Source organism: Crocosphaera chwakensis CCY0110 (assembly GCF_000169335.1).
In the GTDB taxonomy this organism is placed as follows: domain Bacteria; phylum Cyanobacteriota; class Cyanobacteriia; order Cyanobacteriales; family Microcystaceae; genus Crocosphaera; species Crocosphaera chwakensis.
On the sequence record NZ_AAXW01000001.1, the window covers coordinates 19,589 to 35,575 of the forward strand.

Consider the following 15,987-nt stretch of genomic DNA (forward strand, 5'->3'; position numbering starts at 1 on the left):
TTAATCATAAAAATTTCCTGAATTTTTACTTGATTTTTCCTTAAGTTTCACCCCAATCCCTAGACATTCGATAGACTATACGGGAGTGTGTGTAAGTATTGTTCATAAAATGACCTATTTGTGTGGTAAAGTCTCCTATCGTTCTTTAATGACCGCTTTATTTTCCTTAATGTTGGGCCTAACTGCTTTTCCAGTACGAGGACAACAAGCTATTTATAATCCCATTCCCATTAAATCGAATGGAGCAATTGCTGATCGTCTCTCTGAGCAAGATATTCCGACAGGAGAAGGTGGGTTTGCTAAGGATTATGAAATAGATTTAGAAAAAGGCGATCAAGTGGCGATCGATCTGACTTCTGATGAATTTGATAGTGTGGTGTTATTATTGGGGGCCGACGGTGCAACCATTGCTGAAAATGATGACGGGCCTGATGGTAGTACCAATTCCTTGTTATTTTCCCGTATCACCGAAACTGGCCGCTATATTATTCGTGTGCGTGCGTTTGGTGAAACAGGGGGAGGTAACTTTAACCTTAAAGTCACTCGTTTACGGCCTGTGGATCGATAATAGACAGAAGATAAAAGTCTCAGTCCATTCGACAACAGCTCCATAGGTGTCTCCGGTATGACCCCCAAACCGACGATTAAACCAAGCACCCACCCCTAAGGCGATCGCCATTCCCATCCCTGTTACCCTCAACCCTAACTGCCATAATTCAGGGTTAAATGCGATGAATACCCCTGTCATTCCCCATAAACTAACTAACCCCCCTAGTAAATCTTGAGGAACTTTGAGATATTGTTTATGAAAGGCTCCTTTTCCTGTGGGTTTAAGATAGGGGTAAAAGGCGATCGCACTCACTTGTCCCCATCGTCCCCAACCAGCAACCATCATGAAAACCCAAGCACGATGGTCAACAATGGCACTCAATGCGACGATTTTGAGTAAAATGACAATTATGCCGGCCATAACCCCGAAAGCCCCTGTAACGCTGTCGCTCATCACTTCTATGCGTTTTTCAGGATCGGTAACAGCTAAACCATCAGCACTATCAAGGACTCCATCTAAATGTAATCCGCCGGTAATATAAATACCTAAACTAATAATTAAAGCACTGCTGACAGTTATAGGAAATCCTATCAAGTTTAATAACCTATCGATTATGCTTAATAATCCTCCAATTCCTAAACCAATAATCGGAGACCAACGAGCGATAGATTGAAAACTTTTTGTCCACTGATTAGGTAAAGGAATAATAGTATAAAAAGTAATCGCTCCTAAGAAGGATGTAAAAAAATTTATCAAGTTATTATAAATTGTATGGAACATTGAATATTTAACTAGATATGTATAGAAAATTTAAGATCCCCAAATTAACCACTTTCTCCTAAGGCTTTGAGAAATGCTTAGGGAATATTGCGGTAACATGATGTTAGATGGCAACTGGCTAAGGGTATTCTCAAACGCTTGGCTAATTTTGGTCTTGCCTTAACCTAAATGCCTAATTTTATCTAATCTAGTCATGCTACAGGACAGCACACCAAAAATGTCCGATAGCATTGGTTTAAAAGTCGTCTCTCACAATTGTTTCTCTGCTCCTATGAGAGAAAAGCTTCTTCAGGCTTTATCTTTCCACTCCTACAGTCTCTAGACTGACTACCAATCGTCGTGCTTTCAGGCAATTTCTTATGAGTCACCATCACCCCTCACACCCGTTCCCAGCCCCTTGTATCATTGATTTTGGGATTATTGTTAATGCTGAGGACATGAAACGTATTCTCAACGATCTCGGAAGGGTTCGTTATATTCATACCCTCGATGGAAATATAGAAAGCGAAGGGGAGGGATGGATCGTTGAAGTGTTTAATGATCCTAGTCAAGCTACTATTGTCGTTAATCGCTCTTTGTATCTCAATGTTCAAAGCTTCGATTATTTACAACTTCAGCGATCGCAAAAGCAAGAAGCGTATTTTGATTTGATTCAGGATCGTCGTTGTTTACGGTTAATTCCCATTACCTATTCTTCTCCTATTCCTGATAATGATTCTAACCTTGATGCTAACGCTTTAGAAGCTATGGTAACTCAAGTTTTAGCAGCCAAATGGGATATGCAGTTAGATGATGAGGATGACTGTCCTTTTTAGGGTATTTACTCAAAATTTCTTCTTTTATAGAGGGCTTCTACTAGAATAACGGTGGAAGTCCTATTATTCTATAAAAATATTCTTAAAAGTAAATTGTTTTCTAACTAATCAATTAATTATACTTGTTCGGCAATCCATAAAACAAAAGGTAATGTAAAAAAACTAAGCAAAGTTGTGATGACAATGGTACGAGCAACTTTGAGGGATTCCCCTCCGAATTCTGTGGCTAAAACTACTGTATTAACTGCGGTTGGCATGGCACTTTGTAAAATGAAAACTTGTAAATCTAGGGGATTTAACTGGATTAATTTCCCTACTAATAAAGCAACCAAAGGAGCTAAAATTAGTCTAAAATTAAGAGAAATTATTTCAAATTTAGTGACTTTAAATTGTGTTGTGACTAACTCCATTCCTAAGATTAATAAAGCAACAGGAATGGCAGCCCTCCCTAATAAGTGTAGAGCTTCTCCTAGATTAAAAGGAAGCTCAATTTGAAGAATCCTTAAGATTAATCCTGCTAACATTGCCCACATCAAAGGTAATTTAAACGTTACCATTAAACTGTGTTTTAGACTCTTTCCTGCTAGAATTGCTGGCGCAATACCAAATAATAAAATACTCGAACCAATCATATAAATAATTGCCCTTTCTAAACCAGCTGCTCCTAACGCAAAATCTACCAAAGGTAATCCCATATTACCGTTATTAGGATGTAACGCAGTTGCAATTAAACTTTTGCGAGTAATAGAAGGAAATTTTAAAATAGAACTAATAATTGAAACTAATAAGTAAAGAATAAAAGCAATAATAAACACACCTAATAATAATTGTGCTGCATTTTGTGCGGAGATAGTGGTTGTATATAAACTATCAGCTACTAACGCAGGGGCTAAAATATAAACAATTAATTGGGATAAAGTTTGTTTCTGAATTTTTAATGTTCTGCCAGCAATGACTCCAATAATAATAATAAAAGCAACAGGAATAATAGCAGGCAATAAAACAGTCATTTATTTTTTCTCCTAATCGCTAATAATAAAATACCTTCTATTATTTTAGGTTGCTTCCTAATAATGTTGATAAAATCATCTCTTGTAGGACGTAATTTTACTTTTGATTAATCTTAACCAGCTTGAAAGATTTGATTAGCTGTTTGATGAAAGGCTGAAAATGTTGGGGAAATGATAATATCATCGCCACTAAATTGTTGGACTTGATATTCCCCATCAATTAATTGATAAATTGACAGCTTGGGTTCTTTAGGATTGCCCAAAAAGTTTCGGCCTCCTAATGCTGCGTAGTCAACAATCCAATATTCAGCAATCCCTAATTCTTCGTAATCTGCCCGTTTTTTGAAGTAATCATCGCGCCAGTTTGTGCTGACGACTTCGACTATTAGTTTAACTGATTCGGCACATTCAATGATTGATTCACTTGCCCAACGGGGTTCAGTAGCGATCGCCTTTTGATCAATAACAATTATGTCGGGTTCATACCCTGATTTAGCATTACTAGATTTGACAATTGACTCTCTTGGAATTGTCCATATTCCCCGTTTACCCATTTGAATAATTGTGAGGATCAATTCTTCGATCAGAAAACCGGTTACTGTTGAATGTTGTCCTTTAGGTTTAGGCATTTCAACAATTATTCCATCATGTAGTTCATAGCGTCCTCCAATGTTGGGATATTGGGCAATAAAATCATCAAATGTAATTGGTTTTGTTAATGTCTTAATCATAGTAAATATTAACTTTTTGGGTTGAATTTCGACCACCTAACTTACAAAATTGGCGATCACACAGTAATTTTATTTTTTCAAGAAGACTAAAAGAATAAACTTGAGTCAATAATTGATAAAGGTCAGGAGGGTAAGTCAAGAATGTATCTACAATTATTACAAACTTAAAACCCTTGCCCACCCTACAAAATCAAAATTATGTTTAATAGAAACTAAATTTCATCCCATCCTGTTACTCCAGAAGACATAACATAACTGGTAACAGTAGCTTCAAAGAAATTAGCCTTAGTATGAGCTTCTTTTTTAGTATCAGAAAAACGTTCTAAATGAGTGTAAGGACTCTTATTGTATTTTGGTTCAGGATAAAGCGGTTCTAACCCGATGGAACGTAATCGAATATTAGCTAAATACTTTGTATATTTTTCCGTACTCGATTCAGTAATTCCCAAAATATTATTACCGACAATATGATTTGTCCAACGGCATTCATAATTAACGGCCATGTCAAACATTTCATAAATTTGTTCAACAGAATGAGGAAAGACTTTTCTTGCTTCTGGAATCAATTTTTGATACAATCTAACGTGACTTAATTCGTCTCGGTTAATCATTTTAAAAATGTCTGCTGAACCTGGCATTAACATCCGAGAGGCTAAATTATAGAAGTAAATAAAGCCATTATAAAAATAAAGTCCTTCTAATAAAAAGTCAGCCATCAAAGCAATAAAATAGTTCTCTGAAGTTGGATCATCAATATACTTTTGATACAATTTAGCGATAAATTCGCAACGATCTTTTAAAACTGTATCTGTTCGCCAAAATTCATAAACTTGAGTTCTTCTTTCTGGAGGAATAATAGTTTCAATGAGATATTGATAACTTTGGTTGTGCATTCCTTCTTGAGAAATTTGTTCTGCCATACATAGACTAATTTCTGGGGCAGTAATACTACTTTTTAGGTGAGGAATATTACAAGTTTGAACAGAATCTAAAAAAGTAAGATATGATAAAATTCCATCATAAGCGTACCGTTCATCGTCCGTTAAATTAGCGTAATCTGTCACATCCTGAGTAACGTCTAACCTTTGAGGTATCCAAAAGTTTTCTCTCATTTGTTGATACAAACCAACAGCCCAGGCATAACGAACATCATTTAATTGCATTAAATTTGTTGTATTACCAAACCAAATAGAACGGTTTTCAATCGCATCATCTCCTCCTGGATTAAAGATAGGATTAATGGACATTTTTGTTTGATTAGTGACAGGCATTTGTAACTTAAAAATCAATGTACGTCACTTAATTATATAAGATTTTTTTCTATTGCTTAGATTACAAGGTTTTTTTAAAGAAAAAATCAATAAAGTTATCAATATTATAGTTATTCGCACAAGAAAAAGGTAAAAAGGGGAGACTTTTTTATAATTCATCCGCCTTCAGTTTTTCTCCTATAAAAAAATGTCATAATATTATCCTAGGGTGGGCACTGCCCACCTTACAAGGTTTTGTAATTTTCTCAATGTCCTAATCATAATACATAGTGCTATAGAAGCATCATTGTATTAATCTTGAGCAAAAACGTAACGATATAAGTCTTTGGGATCAGGTTCGGGACTTTCTTCCGCAAATTTAACCGCGTCATCAACCTTTGCTTGAACCTGTTGCTTAATTTCGTCTAACTCGTTTTGATTGACTAAGTTATGCTCAATTAAATAGGCTTCTAATCGTTGAATGGGATCTTTACTGCCCCAAAACTGTTTTTCATCAGGCGATCGCAGTTCATCGGGATCAGCTAAGGAATGACCTCGGAAACGATACGTTAACGCTTCGATCAAGGTAGGTCCTTCTCCTGCCCTAGCCCTGGCAACCGCTTCTTGGGCGACTTTTCTCACCGCTAAAACGTCCATCCCATCCACTTCTACTCCAACCATATCAAAGACACTGGCTTTTTTGTAAATTTCGGGTTGAGAGGTGGCGCGGTTGTGAGCCATACCGATCGCCCATTTATTATTTTCTACCACATAAATAATGGGTAATTTCCAGAGGGCGGCCATATTCAAACATTCAAAAAATTGACCATTATTACTCGCCCCATCACCAAAGAAACAGGCCGTCACTTGATCGGCGCTGTCATCTCCCATGGCTTCTCGGCGATACTTACTTTGAAAGGCTGCCCCTGTGGCCACTGGAATACCTTCTGCGACAAAAGCGTAACCCCCTAAAAGACGATGTTGTTCTGAGAATAAGTGCATCGAGCCTCCCCGGCCTTTACTACAACCGGTCTGTTTCCCAAATAATTCGGCCATCACTTCACGGGGAGGAACACCACAACTGAGGGCATGGACGTGATCCCGATAGGTACTCGCCACATAATCTTCATCAGGACGTAAGGCTTTAATAATACCAGTAGATACTGCTTCTTGCCCGTTGTAGAGATGGACAAAGCCAAACATTCGACCCCGATAATACATTTCCGCACACTTATCCTCGAATAAGCGTCCTAACGTCATATCTTCGTACAACATCAATCCTTCTTCTTTGCTGAGTTGAATTGACGCTGTATTAAATTCAGGTAAAGTACGTTCAGAAACCATAACAATTCAAACAATAATTAAGAACAATTGAACTAACTTTTAAAGCAGCAAACCAAGAATCAAAAATATCGCTACAATCGTATATCGAGGTAAGCTATCGTAATCGGTTTTAGGAAAAACTAATTTCCTCCTGTTCTAGTTTAAACTGAATAGGGACACTGAGGTTAGGTGGCCATGTTTACCATAAATAAAAAAAAACTTTTACTAAAATGAATCTTTAAGTTACAATTTTGCCAATCCTTTATTTTTGATCTAATAATCAAATACCCTAAATTCTATAGATGATTCTTTATCATCATTGTTGTTAATTATAAATATATAAAGTTAAGTCACCCTGCTCTGAGGAAGTCACCCGTGCGCATACCGCTAGACTACTACAGGATATTAGGAATTTTTCCCCAAGCAACAGATGAGCAAATTCGTCAAGCTCATCGCGATCGCAGTGTTCAGTTACCCCGCCGAGAATATAGTAACCAAGCGATTCAAGCCCGCAGGCGGTTACTAGAGCAAGCTTATAGTGTTTTATCTAATCCTGCTCAAAAAGCCAAGTATGAAACTCAATTTTGGCAAGATCAAGCTTCTTATCAAGAGGAAGGGGAAAAGTCATCTTCATCAGGGACTGAAGTAATAGGGGAAACTTTTGTACCAACCACTTCAGAAATCGAGATTGAGCCAGGGCAACTTCCTGGTAGCCTTTTAATTCTCCATGAATTAGGAGAATATGAGCTAGCTATTAAATATGGTGAAAGTTATCTTCAGACCCTACCTGCCTCTTCTCTTTCCTTAGATATTGATAATACAGCCACCAAGCAGCGTACCGACACAATCTTAAGCATTGCTTTAGCTTATTTAGAAATTAGCCGAGAACAGTGGCATCAAGCAGCCTATGAGCAAGCAGCTTTAGCAGGAGATCAAGGATTAACTCTACTCAAAAAAAATAACCTGTTTCCCTCCATACAAGCAGAAATTCAAGCAGAACTTTACAAATTGCGTCCTTATCGCATTTTAGAATTATTAGCAGCCCCTCTAAAAAACAAAATCTCCCGTCAAACAGGGATTGAGTTATTAAAATCGATGTTAGAAGAGCGTCAAGGGATCGATGGAAAGGGGGACGATCACTCAGGGTTAGGAATTGATGATTTTTTACGATTTATTCAGCAAATTCGGACTTATTTAACAGCAGCCGAACAAAAAGATATTTTTATGAAAGAGGCTGAGCGCCCCTCCTCTGTGGCTGCTTATTTAGGGGTATACGCTCTAATTGCCAGAGGTTTTGCCCAAAAACAACCGTCCTTGATATTAGAAGCGAAAACGGTGTTGGAAGGTTTGGAACCTCGCCAAGATGTATCTATCGAACAGTCCATTGTTGCCCTATTACTGGGGCAAACCCAAGTAGCAGCCCAAGCCTTAGAGCAATGCCAAGACCAACAAGCCTTAAACTTTATCCGAGAACAGTCCCAAGGCGCTCCGGATCTCTTGCCGGGTTTATGTCGTTATAGTGAACATTGGTTACAAGCAGAGGTTTTTGCCCATTTTCGAGATTTGAAAGAAAAAACCGCTTCTTTAAAAGAATATTTTGCTGATCAAGGTGTTCAAACCTATCTCAATCAACTTCTCAGTCCCCCTCGTCCCAAACCCCAAATGGTGACGACCTCTGAAAAAACCAAATCTTCTCGGAGTCGTCTGCATAATCGTCGTTATCCTAGCTATCAACCCTTAGAACAAGGAAACGCTGCCTTAGATCCCATTAGCCTGCCAGTTCGTTCCCTATCTCCTGTAGATATTCGAGATGTGCGTCGTCGTAAACGCAAGCAATATTCTCCAAAACCTGACCCTAAGCCGTTGACTCAAACGGTTTCCGAACAATCCCTAAGTTTAAAGCCGTCCGCAGTCCAAACCGTTCCTCTCACAGAGACGAACCCAGTTCGTCACCCACGGCGTAGTTCAAAATTAAACCTAACCGTAGTTGCTATTTTTGGAGGAGTCGGATTAATGGCCTTGGGAATGACTTGGATATACAAAGCCAATTCTCCCTTATCAGCACTTGAAAAAGGACAATATTCCGTTGCTCTCCATCGACCCCTGATCGATATCCCGCCGGCTGATGCTCAAATGGTAACAGCTACCGGAATGTTGACCTTAGAAGGAGCGCAGCAAGTAGTAGAAACCTGGTTATCCAGTAAATCTCAAGCTTTTGGTCAAGACCATAACCTTGAATCGTTGAATAAAATTTTGGCTGATCCCCTCCTATCTCGCTGGAAAAGACAGGCTCAACAATTACAACAAAATCAAAACTACTGGACTTATGAACACGACGTTAAAATAAATTCCTTTAAGCCCGATAGCAATAATCCTAATCAAGCAGTGGTCGATGCTAATGTTCAAGAAGTAGCTCAATACTATCAAAGAAATAGGGAAAGTCGGTCTTATAACGATAATTTACGGGTTCGTTATGATTTAGTTCGTCAAGGCGATCGCTGGTTGATCCGAGAGATTAATGTCATACAATAATGATAAAATTAATAATAAGCTATACTTAGTAAGTTGAGAAAATGTGCCTCAATAAGCTTTAATAAAAATAAAGTATGTTAGCCTTGTAGCTGACAATGATAAACCCACACAAAAAAGGAGGTGTAAAGTTAAATAATGACCCAAGTAGTTGTTGGTCAAAACGAACCCATTGAATCTGCGTTACGTCGATTTAAACGACAGGTTGCTAAAGCTGGAATCTATACAGACTATAAAAAGCACCAATTTTTTGAAACGCCACAGGAAAAACGCAAACGCAAAGAAGCAACTCGGCGAAGACAGCGATCGCGCCGACACTAAATTTTAGCGGTTCTTTGCTAATAGCGATATGTGAATTCATATAATAATCCTTCATCCTAATCTCTAGGGAAGGTTAAATAGCCCTAACCATAACAACAAAGTTAGGGCTTTTGAATATGGTTTGATAACCTTATTCTGTAATAATGATAATTGTATTAGGTTTCGGGGTATCCTATTTGATAGGATCTTGATGATTGGTTGTCACTAATGCTTATTTCTCAATGACTTCTTATGACTACAATTTTATTAGCCGATGATAGCACTGCTCAACGTGAACTAATTGCTGGTTTACTGATAGATAATGGTTTTTCCGTTACCACAGCCATAGATGGGGCTGAAGCTTTAGAAAAGTTAAAATCCCTTGCTCCGGATCTGATTATTCTCGATGTGGTTATGCCCAAACTTAATGGTTATCAGACTTGTCGTAGTATTAAAAGTGATCCTAAAACAGAGCATATCCCTGTCATTCTTTGTTCAACTAAAAACACCCAAGTTGATAGTTACTGGGGATTAAAACAAGGGGCTGATGCTTATATTATTAAGCCATTTCCCCATGAGGAATTACTTGGAACAGTTAAACAATTGTTAAGAAATTCCTAAACTATTTTTTATTATTCATGGTGAGTTCTATTTCTTGAGAACCATTAACTAAGGTTAATAAAGCCCCTGTTTGTTCTGTTCCTTTAACACTTAAATCACTGTGACATAAAATAATTTTGTCTTCTACTCTCCCCAATAAATCCCTCAAAATGCGCTTTAAACGTGCTTGATCCGCTTCAAATTCATCTTCAGGGGTTAGGGTGTGTCCAGACCATTTTCGGAGGAATAAGGGGGCGCAAAATAGCACTGAAGCCCCACCTTTTTCCCATAAATTTGATGAGATATCTAGCCAAAATTGCCAACGATGGTAAGTTCGTAAAGACCGATATTGGAAAATTGTTGCTAAGGTCACATAACTGGGTTTTTTTCCTAAGTAATACATAGGCCGAGGATTGGCTGTAATAGTTCCCCGTTGTAATAATTGAATAAACTCTATTAAGGTTTCTTGCGGAGATTTAGGATTAGGATTGTATTGTCGTAAACGACGATCAATTTCCCAAAAATGGCGAGTAGTTTCTGTTAACTCTCTTAGAGCAGATAATTGTTGATAGGATAATTGATAATTGACTTCTATTAGTTCTTGAATCGCTTTATCTAATACTATCATCGGATTAGAAATTTGCTCTTGGGTTACTTGCTCTTTGGTGACTTTTATCCAATCAACAAGATGATTATAAGCTGCTGTTGCTTGATAACCAATTCTATCCCAACGGGGATAAGTTTCAATGGGTAATAATTGAGGTGTTTTTAACTTAACTTCATAACAACTATCAGCAATTAAACCGGCTCTTACAGGATCAATCATTGCTATTTTTTGCTCAGCATCATAACTCAATGTGGTGAGCATTTGAGCAATATCATCACCTCTGAAACAATCCCCTAAACATGGATAAACCAGTCCTAAAAGAGTCAATAAAGCTTTAACTAAAGGAAAACTGATTAAAGAACGTTGTTCATTTAATGGTTTAATGGGAATACTCGCAGCCGATAAGATTTCCATTAATGTATAACGAGCAATTTCGTCTAATCCTGGGGCAATAATAGCAACATCTTCTGGGTTAATTTGTTTGTTTTTGATAGTTTCAACAATAAAATTAGCAGTATTTCGTAATAGTTCAGCACGGGAAATCGTTTGGATGGAGGTAAAACAATCGGGTAAGGTTTCTACTGATAAAGGATTACTGGATAATTGTACGATTAAGTCACCATAATTACTCTGAATTCTGGGATAGTTTGATAATAGTTTGATCTCACAATGAGATGATAATTGATATAAATAGTCAGGATCTGCATTTAATCCTAAACGAACTTGTCCATCAGGGTTGTAGGTAAAGACTCCAAAGGCATTATTATCTAAGAGAAACTGAAATAAATCTTTAGCAATAGCTGGATAATCATCCACATCATCAGCAAAAACTCCCTGATAACGCGGGATTAAATGGCGTTGATAGTGGGGATTGGGTAATAAATATCGCCAATACAGAGTATAAATTAATCCATAAGTTAAAAAACCCCGTTTTAAACACCACTCTTGCCATTCCAAAAGAAAATCACCCCGTAATTGAGCAACAGTAGTCTCCTCTGTCTCTGAATTATTTAACTCTTCTAAAAAATACTCCCCTCTTTCTAAACCATGTTCTAGAATGTAGGGGATATGCTCAACCATGATCCCACTTGCACCTGCTAACTGTAATAAATCCAAAGTTTGACGAATAAAGCGAAACTCACTGTTTCGGGTTAATCTTGTTGGATATTGGTTTAAGTCGGATCTCTCATTGGTCGTACAAAAAAATCGCCATAACTGAGTGGCTAGGAATTGTTCCGTTTCGGGACGTAAGAGTAAGGGAAACTGTGCTTTTAGGGAAAGTTCCTCAAATAATAACGGCCAAAACAATTTGATCTCATCTCTCATCCATCCCATCGGGGTTTTACAGTTAATGGGGTAACTACCATTAACGGCTAAAGACAGTCGATCAGCTAAATCACGGCGATTGTCATCATTAACGGAAAAAATCAACACTGATGAAGCAAGATTTCGGGTTACTGATTGAACTGAGGATTTTATCTTATCTTTACGTTTGTTTTCAACCCAATCACAAAACTCTTTAACCAATTGGGTTGTTTTTCCGGTGCGGGTGGTTCCTTCAATCCACAGAGAGGTTCGCTTCACGGACATTCCTCAACTAAATGGGTTAACATACAATTATTTTGCATTGGTTGATTCTAGTTTCTCTATCTATTTTATTTTTTCTTTGTTGCAGGTAAGTAGCAATTATTATGAATTTTAGGTCCTTAATTAAAAAGACTTCTAACTGGTTAACAGCTACCCCAGAAAGATCCTTAGATAACGCTTATAAAGCAGCTTTAAAAATAAAGGAAATTGAAGACAACCATTTTGGCGGAAAAAAGGTGTCCAAGGAAAACGCTGACTATGGAGACAGTGTTATCTCTTATTTTAAAACAGAAGTAAATGGTTATTTACAAAAAATTAATATGGGATTAGGTGTCTTTAAAACCAGTCGCCTTTTCCTGAATATATCTAATATACAAGAATCTCCTCAAGGCCAGATAACGGAACGAGAATTACAAAGAAATACGACAACTGCTGCTATTCTTTTGAGAAATTAGAGTTTATTGACCAAGTCGCCTCTAAATATCAATCCCGTGATAAGCAGGAAGTTTATGATGGTTCTTTGGTCTTGGCAAAAGAACCGTCACAGAACAAAGAAAAAGAGCAATTAGATAGTAAGTATCTTAATCAAATTAACCCAAAAATTCCTAATAATAGTAATCAGACTTATTCCTCTGAAGAAAATGATCGCCGTTTAGAATCTGCTTCTCAAAAAACAGGTGTTTTACCTCGATCTTTTATTAATACCCTCAACAAAATAAAACAAGAAATCGACCCGAAATCTGGGGAAAGTGAAGAACAAGTTCTTAATAAATATCGAAAATCTCGTTTAAGAACAGCTTTATCAATTAAGTTTATTTTGTTGTTGATAATTGTTCCTTTATTAACTCATCAATTAACTAAAACTTTTCTATTAACCCCAATTATTAATCAATATTTCCATAATCACGAGGAAGTGGTTTTTATTAATAAGGATTTGGAAGAAGAAGCCTTTGAAGAGTTAAGTCATTATGAAGAAATTTTACGATTCCAGGGGTTAATTGGATTAAGAGAACCATTAACAGACGAAGAAGTTGAAGAAAAAGTACAAGAAAAAGCCCAAGAAATCACAGAAGCGTATCGCGGACAAGGAATTAATTCGATCGGCAATGTTTTTGCGGATTTATTTTCAGTCACTGCTTTTGCGATTGTAATTGTGAGTAGTCGCAAAGAAATTGAAGTTCTAAAATCTTTTTTGGATGAAATCTTATATGGTTTGAGTGATCCAGCTAAAGCTTTTTTGATTATTTTGTTTACTGATATGTTTGTGGGTTTCCACTCTCCTCATGGTTGGGAGGTAATTTTAGAAGGAGTTGCTCATCATTTTGGTTTACCCGAAAATCAAGAATTTAACTTTCTCTTTATTGCTACTTTTCCAGTTATTTTAGATACAGTTCTCAAATATTGGATCTTCCGTTATCTTAATCGTATTTCTCCCTCTGCGGTGGCTACTTATAAGAATATGAATGAGTAAGTTACAGTGTAGATTAAGTATGAGATGTCATAATAATATGAAACTCAGAACTCAATCACTCTAGGAACCATCGCGCTATGGTAAAATCGCGGAAAATTTAATAAAGATTGACTCTTTCCCTACAGTTCCGAATGATGACCCAAAAATCTTTAATCCAACGTTTTGGCCTTTATTTACTATTAACTGTGATAGCAGTAGCCATGTTGTTTCCCCTATTGTGGTTACTCAGTACCGCCTTTAAATCTCCGACAGAAGATGTATTTACCACTTGGTTTCCCACTCAACCAACCTGGGGAAATTTCCGTGTTGTTTGGCAAACCTATCCGTTTGGGCGATATTTAGGGAATAGTACCTTAATTGCTGTGCTAACTGTCGTTTTAAATCTATTATTCTGTTCTTTAGCTGCTTATCCTTTAGCAAGACTTGATTTTTGGGGACGAGATAGTATTTTTGCTGCGGTGATTGCTACGATTATGATTCCTTTTCAGATCGTGATGATCCCGTTATATATTCTTACAGTACAGTTGGGGTTACGAAATACTTATTTAGGGGTAATTTTTCCTAGTTTAGCCTCTGCTTTCGGCATTTTTCTCTTGCGTCAAGCCTTTCAAGGGGTTCCCAAAGAGTTAGAAGAAGCAGCAAGAATTGATGGTTGTTCAGAATTAGGGATCTGGTGGCATATTATGATACCTTCGATCCGTCCTGCGTTAGTTACTTTAGCAATTTTTGTCTTTATTGGTTCCTGGAGTGACTTCTTATGGCCTCTGATTGTATTAGATCGTCCTGAATACTATACTCTGCCTTTAGGCGTGGCTAAACTGGCCAGTGCGTTAGATTTAGACTGGCGACTGATTGCTGCTGGATCAATTATTTCTATTGTTCCGGTTGTGCTTTTATTTGTGTTTTTACAACGCTATATTATCCCCACAGAAACTGGAAGCGGTGTTAAGGGTTAATTTTTGCGCACCGCAAAGCGGATCTCTTCGAGATCGCACTAAATTATTATTCATCTTCATCATCTTCTAATATTTTTCAGGAAGTAATAATTATTGTTTATGATACTTGTTTTCTTAACTAAAGTTAACATTTTGTCCATCATTTAGTTACTGAGAAATTTATGTCTTCTAAAGTCGTTTGTATCGATGTTTGCTAAAATTTTGATAGTATTAAGAATACTATTTTGTCTTCAACGTCAAATCTATGCCTAGAACTCAACGTAATGATAATTTTATCGATAAAAGCTTTACTGTCATGGCAGATATCATCCTCAAAATGCTGCCAGCTAACAAAAAAGCCAAAGAAGCTTTTGTCTATTATCGAGATGGTATGTCAGCCCAAGCAGACGGAGAATATGCTGAAGCCTTAGATAACTATTATGAAGCACTTAAGTTAGAAGAGGATGGTAACGATCGCAGTTATATTCTTTACAATATCGGCATTATTCACGCCAGCAACGGTGAACACGCCAAAGCACTCGACTATTATGAGCAAGCAGTAGACTTAAATCCACAAATGCCCTCAGCCTTAAATAATATTGCCGTCATTTATCATTATCAAGGGGAAAAAGCTAAATCTGAAGGGAATATCAACGAAGCAGAAGCCCTATTCGATAAAGCAGCCGAATATTGGAAACAGGCTATCCGTTTGGCTCCTAATAACTACATTGAAGCCCAAAACTGGCTAAAAATTACAGGACGCTCAGAAATGGATGTCTTTTTCTAAATCCCATTACAGGAACCTTTATTTATGTTAGATCGTCAACAAGTCCAGAAGATCGCTCATTTAGCTCGTTTGGACATAACCCCAGAAGAAGAAGAACAGTTTGCTGGTCAGTTAAGCGACATTTTAGACTATTTTGAACAGTTAGGTGAGTTGGATACGGAAAATGTTTCTCCCACAACTCGCGCCGTCGAACTGAGCAATATCACTCGTCAGGATAGTTCTCAAGTTTATAGTGATCGAGAAGCTCTGTTACAAGAAGCACCCAACCCAGAAGACGACTTTTTTAGAGTTCCGCAAATTCTCAATACCGATGAGGAATAATTATCATTGAGATATTTTTATGTTATAATAATAGGTGACTCGGACTTACGCAATTACAACGCCCAAACCTTGTCAGGACCGGAAGGTAGCAGCAATACGGGATGCTTGTGATAGGCGTAAACTCCGAGTCTTTTTATTGGATAAAAAATTTTTTAAAGTTTTTCTATTACAGCACTGGTCTAACATATCATGAAACATTTGTCAAGTAAGTTAGACAATGACCCATGAGAAAATAGACCACTAACATAGCAGCAGCAGACAGAGCAACTAATGTTCCTGCTAACATCAGAGAGAATTCTTGGTGTTCGATGGCTTCCTGCATCAAATGCAGCGACCAAGCAACTAAGGCAACGTCGAATATTAAAATTGGTATCAACATATTTTAAAAAAT

General features: G+C 37.3%; 15 protein-coding genes, 1 other RNA gene and 1 pseudogene. 10 read left to right on the top strand and 7 right to left on the bottom strand.

Going from position 1 to position 15,987, the window contains the following annotated elements:
- Positions 1-109: 109 nt before the first annotated feature.
- Positions 110-568: a PPC domain-containing protein gene (locus CY0110_RS00095; RefSeq protein ID WP_008272475.1), complete on the top strand. Its 459-nt coding sequence runs from the start codon at positions 110-112 to the stop codon at positions 566-568.
- Here CY0110_RS00095 and cobS read toward each other — a convergent pair.
- Positions 548-1,330 carry an adenosylcobinamide-GDP ribazoletransferase gene (gene cobS / locus CY0110_RS00100; RefSeq protein WP_008272476.1) on the bottom strand — a complete coding sequence of 261 codons (783 nt, stop codon included), beginning with the start codon at positions 1,328-1,330 and terminating at the stop codon, positions 548-550. The genes CY0110_RS00095 and cobS overlap by 21 nt on opposite strands.
- 359 nt (positions 1,331-1,689) lie before the next feature.
- Between cobS and CY0110_RS00105 the strand changes: the two genes are divergently transcribed.
- Complete coding sequence (locus CY0110_RS00105; RefSeq protein ID WP_008272477.1) at positions 1,690-2,145, top strand: hypothetical protein; 456 nt, start codon at positions 1,690-1,692, stop codon at positions 2,143-2,145.
- A 116-nt stretch (positions 2,146-2,261) separates the two neighbouring features.
- Here the strand turns inward: CY0110_RS00105 and CY0110_RS00110 are convergent, their stop codons facing one another.
- From CY0110_RS00110 to pdhA, 4 genes are all read right to left on the bottom strand, one after another.
- Entirely contained in the window at positions 2,262-3,155 is an 894-nt protein-coding gene (locus CY0110_RS00110; protein WP_008272478.1) for an AEC family transporter, read from the bottom strand.
- A 113-nt stretch (positions 3,156-3,268) separates the two neighbouring features.
- Positions 3,269-3,886, bottom strand: coding sequence for a Uma2 family endonuclease (locus CY0110_RS00115; RefSeq protein WP_035797883.1), 618 nt, complete (start codon positions 3,884-3,886; stop codon positions 3,269-3,271).
- A 212-nt stretch (positions 3,887-4,098) separates the two neighbouring features.
- The gene (locus CY0110_RS00120; RefSeq protein ID WP_085961780.1) at positions 4,099-5,133 is read right to left on the bottom strand and encodes a ribonucleotide-diphosphate reductase subunit beta; all 1,035 of its coding nucleotides are present in this window, start codon (positions 5,131-5,133) and stop codon (positions 4,099-4,101) included.
- 315 nt (positions 5,134-5,448) lie between these two features.
- Positions 5,449-6,480 (bottom strand): pyruvate dehydrogenase (acetyl-transferring) E1 component subunit alpha, encoded by a 1,032-nt coding sequence (pdhA, locus tag CY0110_RS00125; protein ID WP_008272481.1) that lies wholly within the window; start codon positions 6,478-6,480, stop codon positions 5,449-5,451.
- Positions 6,481-6,834: 354 nt separating this feature from the next.
- Here pdhA and CY0110_RS00130 point away from each other — a divergent pair, with 354 nt between their 5' ends.
- The 3 genes from CY0110_RS00130 to CY0110_RS00140 all read left to right on the top strand — a co-directional run bounded on the left by CY0110_RS00130 (position 6,835) and on the right by CY0110_RS00140 (position 9,909).
- Complete coding sequence (locus tag CY0110_RS00130; protein ID WP_008272482.1) at positions 6,835-8,991, top strand: IMS domain-containing protein; 2,157 nt, start codon at positions 6,835-6,837, stop codon at positions 8,989-8,991.
- Between the two features lie 135 nt (positions 8,992-9,126).
- Complete coding sequence (gene rpsU / locus CY0110_RS00135) at positions 9,127-9,309, top strand: 30S ribosomal protein S21 (RefSeq protein ID WP_007307443.1); 183 nt, start codon at positions 9,127-9,129, stop codon at positions 9,307-9,309.
- Positions 9,310-9,540: 231 nt separating this feature from the next.
- Positions 9,541-9,909 carry a response regulator transcription factor gene (locus tag CY0110_RS00140; protein WP_008272483.1) on the top strand — a complete coding sequence of 123 codons (369 nt, stop codon included), beginning with the start codon at positions 9,541-9,543 and terminating at the stop codon, positions 9,907-9,909.
- A 1-nt stretch (position 9,910) separates the two neighbouring features.
- On the opposite strand, the gene CY0110_RS00145 is transcribed toward CY0110_RS00140, so the two are convergent.
- The gene (locus tag CY0110_RS00145) at positions 9,911-12,085 is read right to left on the bottom strand and encodes a hypothetical protein (protein WP_008272484.1); all 2,175 of its coding nucleotides are present in this window, start codon (positions 12,083-12,085) and stop codon (positions 9,911-9,913) included.
- Between the two features lie 101 nt (positions 12,086-12,186).
- On the opposite strand from CY0110_RS00145, the pseudogene CY0110_RS00150 reads away from it, so the two are divergent.
- From CY0110_RS00150 to ffs, 5 genes and pseudogenes are all read left to right on the top strand, one after another.
- A pseudogene (locus CY0110_RS00150) lies at positions 12,187-13,553 on the top strand (proton extrusion protein PcxA).
- Positions 13,554-13,684: 131 nt separating this feature from the next.
- Positions 13,685-14,509 carry a carbohydrate ABC transporter permease gene (locus tag CY0110_RS00155; protein ID WP_035797891.1) on the top strand — a complete coding sequence of 275 codons (825 nt, stop codon included), beginning with the start codon at positions 13,685-13,687 and terminating at the stop codon, positions 14,507-14,509.
- A gap of 244 nt (positions 14,510-14,753) precedes the next feature.
- The gene (locus CY0110_RS00160) at positions 14,754-15,275 is read left to right on the top strand and encodes a photosystem I assembly protein Ycf3 (RefSeq protein WP_008272488.1); all 522 of its coding nucleotides are present in this window, start codon (positions 14,754-14,756) and stop codon (positions 15,273-15,275) included.
- A gap of 24 nt (positions 15,276-15,299) precedes the next feature.
- Entirely contained in the window at positions 15,300-15,596 is a 297-nt protein-coding gene (gatC, locus tag CY0110_RS00165; protein ID WP_008272489.1) for an Asp-tRNA(Asn)/Glu-tRNA(Gln) amidotransferase subunit GatC, read from the top strand.
- A 36-nt stretch (positions 15,597-15,632) separates the two neighbouring features.
- Positions 15,633-15,729, top strand: an RNA gene (gene ffs, locus CY0110_RS28235) — signal recognition particle sRNA small type.
- 54 nt (positions 15,730-15,783) lie between these two features.
- On the opposite strand, the gene CY0110_RS00170 is transcribed toward ffs, so the two are convergent.
- The gene (locus CY0110_RS00170) at positions 15,784-15,975 is read right to left on the bottom strand and encodes a hypothetical protein (protein ID WP_008272490.1); all 192 of its coding nucleotides are present in this window, start codon (positions 15,973-15,975) and stop codon (positions 15,784-15,786) included.
- Between the last annotated feature and the right edge of the window lie 12 nt (positions 15,976-15,987).